Consider the following 13,482-nt stretch of genomic DNA (forward strand, 5'->3'; position numbering starts at 1 on the left):
GTGATCCCGGAGCCGGCTCTGTTGACTGTTGATTGTGCCGGGGGATCCGCTCCGTGGAGCGGTCCGCCCAGCACGGACTTAGTCTACTTCAGATCGGCTTCGGTGATACCGGCGACAATCGAATTATCGATCTGCTCGGCGGCTTTGAGGTTGTTCTCGGCGGCGCCGTTCTCGATGTTGAGCTGCATCACCTCCTCGAAAGTTCCGTACAGCGTGCCGAGAGCGCCAGGTTTACCGAAGTAACCGGCGTTCTCCTTGTGCCCGGTATAAACCAAGCTGCCTTCGATCGACGCCGCGAACTCGTCCGGCGTCAAGTTGAAGTGCGGGGCCGCGAGCTTGATGAAGTCAGCCTTGTTCGTGTTGAAATATTCGACCGCCTTGAAGATACCGATCATGAACTTCTTGTACTTCACGGGATTGGCTTTGAGATCGTCCTGACGGGCCGCGATGACATCGACGATGATGCCCGGATATTGTGCCGACGAGACGAGAATGTGGGGCTTGCGGCCTGGGACCTTATCGACGGCCTGGGACATGTACGGCTGGTAGGACACGACCGCGTCAATCGATGAATCGGTCAGGATGGCGACGGTGTCTGCGGTCGCAATCTGTTTGACGACGAGATCGGACATGGACATGCCCTTCTTCTTCAATGCCATCTGGAGCAGCAGGCGCCCTGGAATGTTGGGCTCCGATGCAATGGTCTTGCCCTTCAACTGTTCGACGGACGTGATCTCACCTGGGGTGATGACGCCGTCGCCGCCAAGCGATTCGTCGATGGTGCCGATGATGATGCCGGGGGTTTGGGCATCACGCGGCTTGCCCTGATACTCGCCGACCGTGCGCATATCCATTTCGATGTCGCCGCGCGCCATGGCTGCCATGACGTTCGCGCGTTCATCTTCAAACTTGATGCTGACGTCGATGCCGAGTTTCTTGAAGTATCCGAGGTCCTGCGCCACGAATACGGGGGCGAAGCCACTCCACGTCGGGCAGAGAATCCGGATGGTTTCGTCGGCCCGTGCCGCGGTCGCGGCCAGCGACACGCTCAATCCCAAGGCCATCGCAAATCCGGCCCCGGCAACCCGCCGGACGTTCATCGTCATGTGCATCGGCATACCCCTAAATGATCAGACCACCGTCGCGTTGAAATCTCGGGTAAATTTACATCGAGACCAATATTGATTATTGGAAGAATACATCGAAAACTGTCAATGTGAGGGTCAAAGGCCGTTTGAGAGGGAAAGCGGATGCGCCGGCTCGACAATATCGATATTCGCCTGCTCCGGGTGTTCGCGACGCTGGTGGAGGCGGGTGGGTTCGGCGATGCGCAGATTGCGCTCAACCTGTCTCAGCCGACGCTCAGCACGCATCTGGCAGCGCTGGAACGTAAACTCGGTGCGCCGCTCTGCATCAGGGGGCGGCGTGGCTTCCAGCTGACGCCGTTCGGTGAAGCGACCTACCTCGCGACCCAGAAATTATTCGCCGATATCAGCTCGTTCGAGGAGCGGGTTAGCAAGCACAACGGGCAGCTCGTCGGGCGCCTGCGTGTGGGCATCGTCGACGGTGTCGTCACAAATCCATATCTCGGTTTGCAGCACGTCATCGGCCGCTTCATGGAGAACGCGGAAAACGTTTTCATCGACCTCGAACTCGGTACGCCCCAATTGCTCGAGCAGGCAATCGCCGACGGCCGCCGCGATGTCGTCATCGGGCCGATGTCGCAAAAGGTGCCCGGCGTCACCTACGTCGCCATTCATCGGGAACCGCATGGTCTTTACTGCGGCAAGGGGCATCCGCTCTTCGACGCGCCGTCTGCTTCGGTTACGCGGGAAGCCATCGGGAAGTCGCTCTTCTCCGTCCGCGGCTATCGCCACCTCGACGATCTTTATCGCGCCGATCATCCGCGCGCGACGGGGCAGGTCGTGCAGATGGAGGCTCAGGTGATGATGATCCTGTCGGGCCGGTTCATCGGCTTTCTGCCGCGCCATGTTGCCGAGGGCTGGGTGCCGCAGGGTCTCATGCGGGAGCTGAAGCCGCAGGCTTATCAGTTTCTGTCGAGCCATTTCGCCGCCTACCGCAAGGTCGACGACGACCGACCTATTGTTCGCAGTTTCGTGCGCTTTCTCAGCCGGCACGCGAGTCAATTGCGGAAGCCCGCGGCCGCCGGGAAGACGGCTTGAACGAAAGGGCGGCGTCCCTTGCGATCTAGCTCTGCTTGGCGAGGGCGACGAGGACGGGCCGGAGTTCCTGTGCCGATTTCAGCGGATCGTCGAACCAGAGCCGGGCAACGTCGTCACCGCACGTCATATCAAGGCCTTCGGGATCGATGGTTGCGAGACGCCAGCCATCGGCGGAGGTTGCCCCAGATTTGACGGCGTAGCGCCCGACTGCGTCGGCGTGGTCGGCATTCATGTGTTCAACCGCACCTTCTTCAAATTCGCTGAGCGATTGCAGGGCGCCTGCTGGCACTGCGAGGTCGCTCGCCACCAATGCGTAAGCTCGGCCAAAGCCGCCGTTTAGCGAGGCGCGCGATGCTGTAAACTTCCAAAATGCAAAATCCGGGAAGTCGGCGTACAATGCGGCTTTCGGATTGCGCCTGAGAAAGCGGCTTTTGACCAGAGTGCGTTCGGGGGCGCTTTCGGGGTCCTGGCCGAGATTTTCGGCTGTTCCGATCAACGTCATGCGGGGATGGGCGAGCGGATCGCCCTTGCCGGGCTCGCCGACCAGGAGCGAGCATCTCGGATCTGCTTCGAGGTTCGCAAAATGGCTCGAAAGCCGCGAGATGAGAAATACCGGCGAACCGTCCATTGCGGTCGCGAGGCTCACGCGGCTGACGGAGGGCGAGCCGTCAAGCGGATCGATGGTTGCCAGCGAAGCGTAACGGGCGGTGCGTACGAGCGTTTTTGCCTGGCGTCGTGCCGCGTCATCGACGGGCTGCAGGACATCTTTCTTTTTGTCTGTCATCGTCTCTTGCTTGGCATGTATCGGGCCAACCCCGATGATTGAGTAAGCTCAGACGAGCTTTGGATTGGCAGTAGCGGAAATGATTTTTACCGCAACCCCTTGGAACGGATTTTGTCATGAACAAAATCTCTAGGAAAGGATCGATTACAAATGAGCACCTCTGCTGATCCCACATGCCGCGTCATACGCGCCGAGGATTCCTACGACGGCAAGCAGGGGTTGACCTATTTTTGTGGCATCGCCGCCGAGACCGTCGGGTCCAAAGGCATCTGCATGCACCTGCTCACCATGCCGGCTGGCGGACGTGCCAAGGCGCATCTGCATGAAAATCACGAGACCGCGATTTACGTTCTTGACGGCGAAGTCCTGACGCTGTTCGGGCATCGACTTGAGAACTGCATTCCGACCCGGGCCGGTGACCTTGTTTATATTCCCGCGGGCATACCGCATCTGCCGGTCAACCTCAGCGATAAGCCGTGTTCGGCGGTGATTGCGCGCACAGATCCCAACGAGCAAGAGAGCGTCGTCCTGCTCCCGGAGCTGGAGGCTCTTGTCGAGGAGACGATCGCGTCATTCAAGAAATCGGGTGTTGGGCAGTCTCCGTTGCCCTCGGGTGCCGGGCAAGCGCAGTCATAATCGTTCCGATCATTCGCAGCTTGACGAGCGGGCCGCCGGGGTGAAGGTGGGGGCCGTTCTCGACGAAGATCGTCATTTTGCGGCGGGCTGATTTTGGGGAAAATGGAATGTTCCGAATTCTGGCGCTCCTGGTCCTGTGGACTTTCGGTGCCGGCACCTGCGCCGCGGCGGAGCGCGTTCTCACGCTCACTTTCGGCGGCGAGGCGCGACGCGTCACGGCAGCCGAACTTCTGGCGAGGCCGGATACAACTTTCCTGACCGTCCCAAGGGACGCCGCATATCATCGCGAAATGAAGTATCGCGCGGTGCCGTTGCTCGCGCTTTTGGGGCCAGCGCTAAACGGCGACTTCGATACGATCGAGGCGCGGGCGAGCGACGGTTACACGTCGCAAATTCCGAGGGCGCTGGTGAAGAAGAGTTCCGCGGGCGGCGCTGTGGCCTGGATCGCCGTCGAGGACCCGGCCGCGCCGTGGCCAAAACTTCCGGGGCAGACGGTCAGCGCCGGTCCTTTCTATCTGGTCTGGGAAAATCCCGCGCGTTCCAGTGTCGGGGATGCGCAATGGCCGTTTTCGCTGGTTTCGCTGTCGGGAGCCGAAGATCCTCTCAAGCGCTGGCCACAAATGGCCGTCGATCGCTCGGTCGCAGACGACGCGCCTGAGCGGAGGGGCCAGAGCGTGTTCGCCAAGACCTGCATGTCGTGCCATCGCATCGAGGGTGCGGGGGATGGCGAGATGGGACCTGATCTCGGTCAACCTATGAACGTCACCGAATACATTACCCCCAAGGGGATTCGTGCGATCATTCGCGATCCGAAGGCGGTCCGTACGTGGCCGCAGCAGCAGATGGAGGCTTTCGACGAGGCGGCCATTTCAAATGGCGACGTCGATGCGGTCATCGCCTATCTCGCGTATATGGGTAAGCGCAAGTCCGCGCGAGACACCACGATTTCCAAGCCGGCGCCGTGAGGCTCTCGTCAGGCGACGATGGTGTTCGTCGCGGCAGCGCCTTGGCTATTGTCCAATGCGCCGGCAACGGCGTCATCGACGCGCTCGAGCCATATGAATTCCAGCCGATCACGGGCGTCTTGCGGAATATCGTCGAAGTCGCGGCGGTTTCGTGCCGGTAGCATAACGCGCGTAATTCCGGCCGCCGCCGCGGCGACGACTTTTTCCTTGATGCCGCCGACAGGCAATACGAGCCCCCGCAGAGAGATCTCTCCCGTCATCGCGGTGTCGTTTCTAATCGTGCGATTTGTGAGGAGCGAGACGAGCGCCATGAACATCGCGACGCCGGCGCTCGGCCCGTCCTTGGGCGTTGCGCCGGCCGGGACGTGCACATGGATCTCGCTCTTCTCAAAAACGGCGGGATCGATACCGAGAGATTCGGCGCGATTCTTCACCAGTGTCATCGCGGCTTGAGCGCTCTCGCGCATCACGTCGCCGAGCTGGCCGGTGAGGATCAAGCCGCCTTTACCTGGCGACCTGCTTGCCTCGATGAACAGGATATCGCCTCCGACCGGCGTCCATGCGAGGCCCGTCGCGACACCGGGCACGCTCGTTCGCATCGCGACTTCATTCTCGAAGTGCGGTGCACCGAGTATATCCGTGAGGCTGGCCGAGGTGATGTCGACGTGGGCGTTGCTGTCTTCGGCGATCTTGACGGCGGTGTTTCTGAATACCTTGCCGACTTCACGTTCGAGTCCGCGCACGCCCGCTTCGCGCGTATAGCCGTGAATGATGGCGGCCAAAGCCGCGTCGTCGATCGTGACCTGCCCAGGCTTCAATCCGTTCGCTTCGAGCTGACGATTGACGAGATAGCGGCGGGCGATCTGCAGCTTCTCGCTTTCGGTGTAGCCGGCAAGGCTGATGATCTCCATGCGGTCGCGTAACGGGCCCGGTATGGTGTCGAGCATATTTGCCGTTGCGATGAAAACGACGCGGCTCAGGTCGAAGGCGACGCCGAGATAGTTGTCACGGAAGGTGCTGTTCTGTTCGGGATCGAGCACTTCGAGCATCGCAGCCGATGGGTCGCCTTGGATGCCGCGGCCCATCTTGTCGATTTCATCGAGCATCATCACGCAATTGCGGGCGCCGGCCCTCTTGATGCCCTGAATGATGATGCCCGGGAGCGCTCCGACGTACGTGCGGCGATGGCCGCGGATTTCCGCTTCGTCGTGTACGCCGCCGAGGCTGACGCGCACGAACGGGCGTTGCATCGCGCGCGCAATCGATTGGCCGAGGGATGTTTTGCCAACGCCCGGGGGACCGACGAAGCAGAGGATCGGCGCTTTGCCTTGTGGCGCGAGCTTTCGGACCGCGAGGTATTCGATGATGCGCGTCTTGATCTTGTCGAGCCCGAAATGGTCTTCATCGAGAATCCGGCGCGCTTCGGCGATATCGATCGGTTTTTCTTCGGGTAATGTCCAAGGCAGTTCGATCAGCCAGTCGAGATAGGTGCGGATCATGCCGGTCTCGGCCGCAGCCTCGGGCAGTCTTTGATAGCGGGCGAGTTCCTTGCGCGCATGCTGCTCGACGTCGGCCGGCATCTGCGCTTTCGCAATGGCTTCGCTGAGTTCGGCTACTTCCTGCGATTTGCCATCGCCCTCGCCGAGTTGACGCTGGATGGTCGCCATTTGCTCGCGCAGGACGGCTTCGCGCTGACGGTCGTCGAACGCGGCTTTCGTCTGACGGCCAATCTCCTGTGCAATTCGCATCACCTCGATGCGCTCGGCAAGCAAGGTCGAGACGCGCTCGATGCGCGTGGAAAGATCAACCGTTTCGAGAATTGCCTGTTTGTCTTCGGGCGTGATGTCCATGTAACCGGCGGCCATGTCGGCGAGGGCCGCGGGCGTCGCCGTATTCTCAATGGCCGTCACCAATTCGGGAGGCGATTGCGGAAGGAGCTGCACCGCCTCGAGCGCCTGGCTTTTAAGATTGCGGAAGCGTGCTTCGATTTCGGTCGATTTCGTGTCCGGCTCCGGAATATGGACGACGCGCGCAACCAAAAACGGGGTGGCGGGGAGAAAGTCCTCGATGCGAATTCGCTGGACGCCTTGGACGACGAGATGGTGGTTTCCGTCGGGCGTCGCGAGGTAGCGAACGATGTTGGCAAGCGTGCCGATGCGATAAAGATCGTCGGGTCCCGGATCGTTGTTATCGGCATCGCGCTGCAGAAACAGTCCGATCTGGCGCTCTTCCCGCACAGCTTGCTGGACGGCCGCGATCGACTTATCGCGGCCGATGGAGAGCGGAAGAATGAGGCCCGGGAAGAGGACGACTTTGCGGACCGGCAGGACGATCAGGGCGTCTGACGGCAGGGCGATATTTGGAGTGCCGTTTCCTGTCCGGGGGGCGGTATTGTTGCTCGTGCCGGCGGAGTTCGAGTCACCGAGTTTCATTGAACTTACCTCAGCCTGCTTTGGTCAGCGAGAATACCAAACAGCCATTCGATACGAATTGACGAACGCCGTACCGGCCGGCCGGCAATTGCACGCGACGTTCGAAGCGGCCTTGCGGAAGTTCGAGGCGATGGATCACGGCGTTGCGAAGCTGTGGCGGGACAACGCGGCGGCCCGATACAATGAGAATGCCGTCCTCGATCGAGGCTTCGACCATTTCCGGATCGACGCCCGGAAGAGCGACAAAGACTAAAATTTCCCGCTCCGTCTCCAGCACGTCAATCGGAGGTTCCCAAGCAGGCTCGTTCCTGGCTCCGGATCGCTGCAGAGAAAATATCTGCCGGTGCATGCGCTCCGCACGCGTCAACGTTTCCACGGCTTCGGCCAACATCCAGGTCATCGGATCTCTGTTTGACATGAATACTCTTTCGCTTGCGGATTGATCCGTCGAGAAAGGTGCTCCGTGAGGAGACTAGCGCCATAAGATCGATCTGTCGCCAGGGAGGGCGTTCGTCAATGCTCCGTGTCTCTTTGGGGAAGGGCGTTCGATCCGGCCGGGTCCCTTGATTGCAACGTCCCGTCAGGTGATTATTTTTTCGTTACCGGACGCGCGGCGGTTCCATGTGATCGTCTTTGAAGAACCTACGTGCGAGGGCCAGAATCTCGCCGTCGGTCGGATGATCGACTGTTTCCACCCCTCGTATTTTGGATTTAAGCGCGGGGGCGCGACGGTCGATGTGGTTTAAGAGCACGAGCTTTTCGGTCGCCGGGCCAAGGACAAGTATCGCTCCGGCGTCCGCCAATGCGTCCGTTACGTGTTGCAAGAAGTCCGGATCTTCGGGCGCGTGGCCGCTGCCGATGGTATTCGCCTTGTGGTGGATATGGCGCGTGGGATCTTTCGGGCGCACTACGATCTCGTTTGCATCCGACATGCTGAAATAAAAGATGCGGGCCTCGTGGTGGTCGATCCAGACGACGGCGTGAAAATGATGCTCTGACATGAGATCTCCGTAAGAATGAACTCCGGCCTCGTTACGTCGCTTGCCCCCAGCCAAAGTTCCTCAGGGAACCTGTTCTTCAGGGACCTTCTTCGCCTTCTTCACCGTCTTTTTGGAGCTTGCCTTTGTCGCGTTTGGCTTGGCGCCGGCAGGCTTCGTCACGGACTTTTTGTTTTTGGCGGTCGAGACTTTTTTGCCGGCACCTTTGCTCTGAGCGCCGGGGTTGGTGTTGGCGTTGAGCGCTTTCTTCGTCTTCTTGACGTTCTTATCTGCTTTCTTGACCGGCTTCTCCGGCAGCGTTTTAGCGCCCGTCTTTGCCTTTGCTGAAACCTTCTTCGTGTTGGCCGGATCTGTTGCGATTTTCGCCTTCGCGATCTTCGTCTTCGCGATCTTCGTCTTCTTCTGCGCGATCTTTTTACTTACGTCCTTGGGGTCGTCGATGGCCTTCGCGCCGACGTTGTCGGCAACGTTCTTGGCTGAGCTCTTGCCGCCCTTGGCGGCGTTGTGCCGTTCGACGTCTGCCTTGGTAATTTCCCCTTCCTGCACGAGCGCAACGAGGCAAGGGGTCGATAAGCCGTCGCCGACCTTCCGCATGCACTGGCGAAGCTCTTCCGTGCCGACCGAGTACTGACTGCAATGCTGATAGTAATCGTCTCTACACGCCTGTCTGACGCTGTCGCTTACCGCATAGGCATGAGCGCTCGATAGAACGGAAAAACCAAAGGCGGCTGCCGCGAAAATGCAGCTTCTTTCAGGGCGCCGGCTTCGAAGAATTGCGACGCTGCTTACCGGGACAATACGTTTTCGCAATCTAATAAACCCAGGTCCGATCCAATTACACTCGCGGACAATAATGACTGCGCCGACGACCGCAACCCGGCCGCTATTTGGCCTCCAGAACATGGTTATCAATAAAGTGGTTGCAAGGTTCGGAGATTGCTTGCAGGAAAGGCCCGTTACGTCTCCGGCGGCATATGTGCAACAACGTGCTCTATTTGCTTGAAATCCGGGCCGCGTAACTCAATGTCGTGGCATTGGCGGACGCGTGTTTACAATAAGGGGTGGGCCGCTCAGGTCCGAACAGCAGCGATGAAGACGATAAAAATAGTCCAAACAATTGTAATTTCCGCAGCAGCGCTGACGTTTTTTGGCACGCAGGGCTTTGCCTATTCCCGGAAGGTCAAGGACGCGTGTTCCTCCGACTACAGCAGCCTCTGTGGAAAGTATAAGCAGGGAAGTTCTGAGCTACGCAGATGTTTCGAGAGCAATCGCAGGGTGCTTTCGAGAGACTGCATCGAGGCACTGGTCGATGCCGGCCAAGTGCCCGCGCGATATCTCAGACAGCGGTAGTCGCATACGTTGTCTCGGATTTGAGCGCGAGATTGCCGAGGCGCGACACGCATATCGTATGATGAGCGATTGACCGCAACGGCTGAAGCCCCCAGCAGACCTTCTTGCGCCGCGAGGTTGTGATATCCACTTTCTCCGTGCGCCAGCAATCAGGCGCGAGGGAGAGAATGATGAAGTATTTTCCGGCCGCTACGGTCTTTTTGATGCTTTCGGCCTGGAGCGCCAGCGCGGATGACATCGCCTGCATGAGCACGACGTTTCGAATCTTCGGCGCCAACGATAAAGTCTGCGTAAGCGGCTTCGACGATCCCAAGGTGCCGGGCGTCGCCTGCCATATCAGTCAGGCGCGAACGGGCGGTCTCAAAGGGACGTTCGGCCTGGCTGAAGATCCTTCGATGTTTTCCATTGCGTGCCGGCAGGTCGGACCGATCAGCGCCGACATTTCCAAACTTCCCGATCAAGACGAAGTTTATTCGGCGAGCACGTCGCTTTTCTTCAAGCACACCCACGTGTTCCGGACGGTGGACAGGAAACGCAACACGCTCGTTTATGTGGCAATCAGCGATCGGTTAATCGAAGGGTCACCCTATAACGCTATTTCGACCGTTCCCGTCATGCCGTGGGGCGCGCACTAGCTGGAACCGGAAGCTTGTGGAACCCGAGGGGCCGAGCATGGGTTTTTCCCAGGTGGGCGAAGCCTGGAGGACGCGATGGCCATTACTCCCGAGAAGATCGAAGGGCAATCGAACCGTGCCGCCTCGCTGCGTTTCCGGTTTCCGTGGCTTCTGGCGCTTGCCGTCCTCGCCGGCATCATCGCAGTTGGCTACAGTTTCCACAGCGACCGGAGCCTGTCGGAGCGCACAGGCGTGTTGTCTGGAACGGATGTCGATAACGACGTTATCCCGAGCCTCTCACCCCGCAATTAGCTGGCAGACAAAACAAAGATCGTTTCGGGACCAACCTGACGACGTGGTTCGACGCCGAGAGACCCGCCACGAAGATACAGGCGCACGGCTTTCTCGAGCAGACGATTAACGTCGCTGTACGTATTTCCGATCGAGAGAATGCAGGTGGCCAACCGCTCTTTTTCGCCGGGACGCGAGCCATCGAGGCGAAGTTCTTTTGCGGCGCGCTCGAGAACCAAAGTCATACGCTCGAGGGCTTCGGGCTGGTAGGCGTGAGACGAGTCCATCGGTGCCTCCGAATGTTCTCCCCCACGCACGACGTTGTAGCACATGCACGTATAGAATCGAAGCGGGGGCGGCATCGGACAGAAGCAATGCTCAAAGCATATGCCGATCAGCCGAGGTTGAAGGGAAGCCTGTGTTTACCGTGAGAAAGTGCCGGCGATATGGCGGCGTTCATTGCGTTCCTGTCGCACGTGACAAGAGGTGCAGGCCTTGCTCGCTCAATGCGATTTCGGTGCGTTGCGTGCGTGGATTTCGTTCGACCACAGTTAAAAGCCCGAGATCGCCGGAGAGCGCCGTGATCTCGCGAAGTGCAAGGGCGTGGGCGATGTCGAATTTTCGGGAAAAAGTCCTGGTGTCGTTCGCAACGCCGAAATGCAGTGCGGCGAGTATCGCGGCACCCAGCGGCGATAGCGCCGCCTCTTTCGCTCTCAAGGCCGAGACGGCCTCAAGAATTATTTCTTCCGTGATTTCGTCTTCCGGGGCCGCACTCATGCAGCCTTAGCTTGCTCGCAGAGGCGGAACGACACCAGCACTGATTTCGATGTCGGCGTATCGCTCTCGGCGCCGGCGATCGACAGAGGGACGAGAACGTTCAGCTCGGGATAATATCCAGCGACGGAGCCGCGTGGGAGTTCATATGGAACGACGCGGAAGCTCTCCGCGATCCGCTCGACGCCGTCGTCGTGCTTTCCGATGATATCGACGCGATCGCCGGCTTCGGCACCGATTTCTGCGAGGTCCATCGGATTGACGAATACCACGCGGCGCTCGCCGTAGACGCCGCGGTAGCGATCATCGAGGCCGTAGACGGTCGTATTATATTGGTCGTGCGAGCGGAACGTCTGGAGCACGAATGTACCTTGTTCGGCCATTGCGAGTTCGTGTTCGGTCTGGTCGGGAAGCTCCGAGTTCGAGAAGGTCGCCTTTTGCGACGGGGTATGCCAGATGCGCTCGGCGGCGCCGTTGGGCAGGCGGAAGCCGCGCGGCCGGCGAACACGTTCGTTGAAATCGTGGAAGCCCGGAATGGTGCGTGAGATCAGATCGCGGATGCGGTCGTAGTGATGCGCGAGGCTCTTCCAATCAACAGTCGCCGGTCCGACCGTCGCGTCCGCAATGCCGGCGATGATGCCGATTTCGGAGCGAAGCTCGGGCGAAGCCGGGCGGTTGATGCCGCCTGATCCGTGCACCATGCTCATCGAGTCTTCGACGGTTACGATTTGCGCGACGCCGTCGGCATTGCGGTCGATTTCGGTGCGTCCGAGGCAAGGAAGGATATAGCTGACCTTACCCGGAAGCAGATGCGAATGATTGAGCTTGGTCGCAATATTGACGGTGAGCTTCTGGTTCATCAGCGCTTTGGCGATCAACGGGCTGTCGGGTGTCGCGCGGGCGAAATTGCCGCCGAGCGCGATGAACGCCTGCGCTGATCCATCGAGCATTGCGCCAATTGCTGCCAAGACGTTGTGGCCGTTGCGGCGCGGCATCGGAACGCCGAGTTCCTTTTCGAGTGCATCGAGGAACTGACGCGGCGGCTTCTCGTTGATCCCGACCGTGCGATCGCCCTGGACGTTGGAGTGTCCGCGCACCGGGCATAGCCCCGTACCGGGCCGGCCGATATTGCCCCGGAGGAACATGAAATTCGCGATTTCGCGGATGGTTGCCACCGAGTGGCGATGCTGCGTGGCGCCCATCGCCCAAGTGCAGATCGTTTTGTTCGATCCGATGTAGATTTGCGCGAGCGCTTCGAGCTGTGCTCGAGACAAGCCGGATTGACTTTCGATCTGGTCCCACGTCGTTGCGTCGACGCTTGCCCTATAGAATTCGAATCCCGACGTGTGCTGCTTCAGGAAGTTGTGATCGAGGACAGACGGGCGTCCGGCCGCGAGGGCTGCGTCATCGGCGGCGAATACGGCCTTCGCCATGCCGCGTACTGCAGCCATGTCGCCGCCGACGCGGACTTGAAAGTATTCGCTGGCGATCGGCGTCGAGCCGCCGGTGATCATTTCCAGCTTGTCCTGAGGGTCGGCGAAGCGTTCGAGGCCTTTTTCACGAACGGGATTGAAGACGGCGATGCGGGCACCACGGAGCGCCGCGCGACGGAGATCGCCGAGCATTCGCGGGTGGTTCGTGCCGGGGTTCTGGCCGATGACGAAGATCGCGTCGGCCTTCTCGAAATCCTCGAGCAGGACCGTGCCTTTGCCGATGCCGACGGCTTGGTCGAGTGCGACGCCGCTCGCCTCGTGGCACATGTTCGAGCAGTCGGGAAAATTGTTCGTGCCGTAGAGGCGCACGAAGAGCTGATAGATGAAGGCGGCTTCGTTCGAGGCGCGGCCGGAGGTGTAGAATTCGGCGCGGTCGGGGCTGTCGAGGCTATTCAGGACGCCGGCGATTTCACCGAAGGCTTCGTCCCAACCAGCTTGTACGTAGCGGTCGCTAGCAGCGTCGTAGCGCATCGGGTGGGTCAAGCGGCCTTCGCGCTCGAGGTCGTAATCCGTCCAGGTGCGAAGCTCGCTGACCGTGTGCTTCTTGAAGAAGTCGGGCCTGACGCGTTTGTCGGTCGATTCCCAGGCGACGGCTTTCACGCCGTTTTCGCAGAATTCGAAAGATGAGCCGTGCTCCGGGTCGCCCCAGGCGCAGCCCGGGCAGTCAAAGCCATCCGGTTGATTGGCTTTCAGCATCGTCACGGCGCCGGAAAGGGGTGCGCCGCTTGCGAGCAGCTTCTTTCCGCAGCTCTTCAGCGCGCCCCAGCCACCGGCTGCTTTTGACTTCTTGCCAATAAATTCAGGTTTGCCCATCGCGCCTTCACCCACGTTTGCCATCCCGGCTGTCGTTGTGCATGTGCGAAATGATGGGTGTCCGCAACGCACGGGCAAGGAATAACCGTTATGCGGAAACGGAATATCGCGAGATTTTTCAGTATTTTATGCCGCGACAAACGTGCGGG

Annotated in this window: 14 protein-coding genes; 5 read left to right on the forward strand and 9 right to left on the reverse strand. The window is 59.8% G+C overall.

Translation table 11 applies throughout. From position 1 onward, the window contains the following. Positions 1-83: 83 nt before the first annotated feature. Positions 84-1,112: an ABC transporter substrate-binding protein gene (locus AC1DK3_RS09725; RefSeq protein ID WP_477192010.1), complete on the reverse strand. Its 1,029-nt coding sequence runs from the start codon at positions 1,110-1,112 to the stop codon at positions 84-86. Positions 1,113-1,250: 138 nt separating this feature from the next. Here AC1DK3_RS09725 and AC1DK3_RS09730 point away from each other — a divergent pair, with 138 nt between their 5' ends. Further along, complete coding sequence (locus AC1DK3_RS09730; RefSeq protein WP_477192011.1) at positions 1,251-2,183, forward strand: LysR family transcriptional regulator; 933 nt, start codon at positions 1,251-1,253, stop codon at positions 2,181-2,183. Positions 2,184-2,208: 25 nt separating this feature from the next. On the opposite strand, the gene AC1DK3_RS09735 is transcribed toward AC1DK3_RS09730, so the two are convergent. Beyond that, a complete protein-coding gene (locus tag AC1DK3_RS09735) occupies positions 2,209-2,967 on the reverse strand; it encodes a HugZ family pyridoxamine 5'-phosphate oxidase (RefSeq protein ID WP_477192012.1) in 759 nt (252 codons plus the stop codon). Positions 2,968-3,117: 150 nt separating this feature from the next. On the opposite strand from AC1DK3_RS09735, the gene AC1DK3_RS09740 reads away from it, so the two are divergent. Both AC1DK3_RS09740 and AC1DK3_RS09745 read left to right on the forward strand, forming a co-directional pair. Next, the gene (locus AC1DK3_RS09740) at positions 3,118-3,603 is read left to right on the forward strand and encodes a cupin domain-containing protein (RefSeq protein ID WP_477192013.1); all 486 of its coding nucleotides are present in this window, start codon (positions 3,118-3,120) and stop codon (positions 3,601-3,603) included. Between the two features lie 107 nt (positions 3,604-3,710). Further along, complete coding sequence (locus AC1DK3_RS09745; RefSeq protein WP_477192014.1) at positions 3,711-4,568, forward strand: c-type cytochrome; 858 nt, start codon at positions 3,711-3,713, stop codon at positions 4,566-4,568. Positions 4,569-4,576: 8 nt separating this feature from the next. Here AC1DK3_RS09745 and lon read toward each other — a convergent pair whose 3' ends face one another. From lon to AC1DK3_RS09765, 4 genes are all read right to left on the reverse strand, one after another. Next, positions 4,577-7,000: an endopeptidase La gene (lon, locus tag AC1DK3_RS09750; RefSeq protein WP_477192015.1), complete on the reverse strand. Its 2,424-nt coding sequence runs from the start codon at positions 6,998-7,000 to the stop codon at positions 4,577-4,579. Positions 7,001-7,010: 10 nt separating this feature from the next. Further along, positions 7,011-7,418 carry an Hsp20/alpha crystallin family protein gene (locus AC1DK3_RS09755; protein ID WP_092862951.1) on the reverse strand — a complete coding sequence of 136 codons (408 nt, stop codon included), beginning with the start codon at positions 7,416-7,418 and terminating at the stop codon, positions 7,011-7,013. A gap of 181 nt (positions 7,419-7,599) precedes the next feature. Beyond that, a complete protein-coding gene (locus tag AC1DK3_RS09760) occupies positions 7,600-8,001 on the reverse strand; it encodes a translational machinery protein (protein WP_477192016.1) in 402 nt (133 codons plus the stop codon). Positions 8,002-8,061: 60 nt separating this feature from the next. Further along, a complete protein-coding gene (locus AC1DK3_RS09765; RefSeq protein WP_477192017.1) occupies positions 8,062-8,808 on the reverse strand; it encodes a hypothetical protein in 747 nt (248 codons plus the stop codon). A 707-nt stretch (positions 8,809-9,515) separates the two neighbouring features. On the opposite strand from AC1DK3_RS09765, the gene AC1DK3_RS09770 reads away from it, so the two are divergent. Together AC1DK3_RS09770 and AC1DK3_RS09775 are read left to right on the forward strand one after the other, a co-directional pair. Further along, the gene (locus AC1DK3_RS09770; RefSeq protein WP_477192018.1) at positions 9,516-9,983 is read left to right on the forward strand and encodes a CreA family protein; all 468 of its coding nucleotides are present in this window, start codon (positions 9,516-9,518) and stop codon (positions 9,981-9,983) included. Positions 9,984-10,058: 75 nt separating this feature from the next. Further along, positions 10,059-10,274: a hypothetical protein gene (locus AC1DK3_RS09775; protein WP_477192019.1), complete on the forward strand. Its 216-nt coding sequence runs from the start codon at positions 10,059-10,061 to the stop codon at positions 10,272-10,274. Here AC1DK3_RS09775 and AC1DK3_RS09780 read toward each other — a convergent pair. The 3 genes from AC1DK3_RS09780 to AC1DK3_RS09790 all read right to left on the reverse strand — a co-directional run bounded on the left by AC1DK3_RS09780 (position 10,271) and on the right by AC1DK3_RS09790 (position 13,333). Next, complete coding sequence (locus tag AC1DK3_RS09780; RefSeq protein ID WP_477192020.1) at positions 10,271-10,540, reverse strand: hypothetical protein; 270 nt, start codon at positions 10,538-10,540, stop codon at positions 10,271-10,273. The two genes, AC1DK3_RS09775 and AC1DK3_RS09780, sit on opposite strands and share 4 nt — an antisense overlap. Before the next feature lie 169 nt (positions 10,541-10,709). Then, on the reverse strand, positions 10,710-11,030 hold the full coding sequence (locus AC1DK3_RS09785) for a hypothetical protein (RefSeq protein ID WP_477192021.1): 321 nt from the start codon (positions 11,028-11,030) through the stop codon (positions 10,710-10,712). After that, positions 11,027-13,333 carry an FdhF/YdeP family oxidoreductase gene (locus AC1DK3_RS09790; RefSeq protein ID WP_477192902.1) on the reverse strand — a complete coding sequence of 769 codons (2,307 nt, stop codon included), beginning with the start codon at positions 13,331-13,333 and terminating at the stop codon, positions 11,027-11,029. The genes AC1DK3_RS09785 and AC1DK3_RS09790 overlap by 4 nt, the downstream gene beginning before the upstream one ends. Positions 13,334-13,482: the final 149 nt, after the last annotated feature.

The organism is Hyphomicrobium sp. 01T421 (assembly GCF_056398805.1).

Excerpts from the sequence above, each read along its gene's own strand:
- AC1DK3_RS09740 (WP_477192013.1), top strand. The coding sequence starts at position 3,118 with ATGAGCACCTCTGCTGATCCCACATGCCGCGTCATACGCGCCGAGGAT.
- AC1DK3_RS09735 (WP_477192012.1), bottom strand. The coding sequence starts at position 2,967 with ATGACAGACAAAAAGAAAGATGTCCTGCAGCCCGTCGATGACGCGGCA.
- AC1DK3_RS09780 (WP_477192020.1), bottom strand. The coding sequence starts at position 10,540 with ATGGACTCGTCTCACGCCTACCAGCCCGAAGCCCTCGAGCGTATGACT.
- AC1DK3_RS09745 (WP_477192014.1), top strand. The coding sequence starts at position 3,711 with ATGTTCCGAATTCTGGCGCTCCTGGTCCTGTGGACTTTCGGTGCCGGC.
- AC1DK3_RS09775 (WP_477192019.1), top strand. The coding sequence starts at position 10,059 with ATGGCCATTACTCCCGAGAAGATCGAAGGGCAATCGAACCGTGCCGCC.
- AC1DK3_RS09790 (WP_477192902.1), bottom strand. The coding sequence starts at position 13,333 with ATGGGCAAACCTGAATTTATTGGCAAGAAGTCAAAAGCAGCCGGTGGC.
- AC1DK3_RS09755 (WP_092862951.1), bottom strand. The coding sequence starts at position 7,418 with ATGTCAAACAGAGATCCGATGACCTGGATGTTGGCCGAAGCCGTGGAA.
- AC1DK3_RS09725 (WP_477192010.1), bottom strand. The coding sequence starts at position 1,112 with ATGCACATGACGATGAACGTCCGGCGGGTTGCCGGGGCCGGATTTGCG.
- AC1DK3_RS09760 (WP_477192016.1), bottom strand. The coding sequence starts at position 8,001 with ATGTCAGAGCATCATTTTCACGCCGTCGTCTGGATCGACCACCACGAG.
- AC1DK3_RS09785 (WP_477192021.1), bottom strand. The coding sequence starts at position 11,030 with ATGAGTGCGGCCCCGGAAGACGAAATCACGGAAGAAATAATTCTTGAG.
- AC1DK3_RS09770 (WP_477192018.1), top strand. The coding sequence starts at position 9,516 with ATGATGAAGTATTTTCCGGCCGCTACGGTCTTTTTGATGCTTTCGGCC.
- lon (WP_477192015.1), bottom strand. The coding sequence starts at position 7,000 with ATGAAACTCGGTGACTCGAACTCCGCCGGCACGAGCAACAATACCGCC.
- AC1DK3_RS09730 (WP_477192011.1), top strand. The coding sequence starts at position 1,251 with ATGCGCCGGCTCGACAATATCGATATTCGCCTGCTCCGGGTGTTCGCG.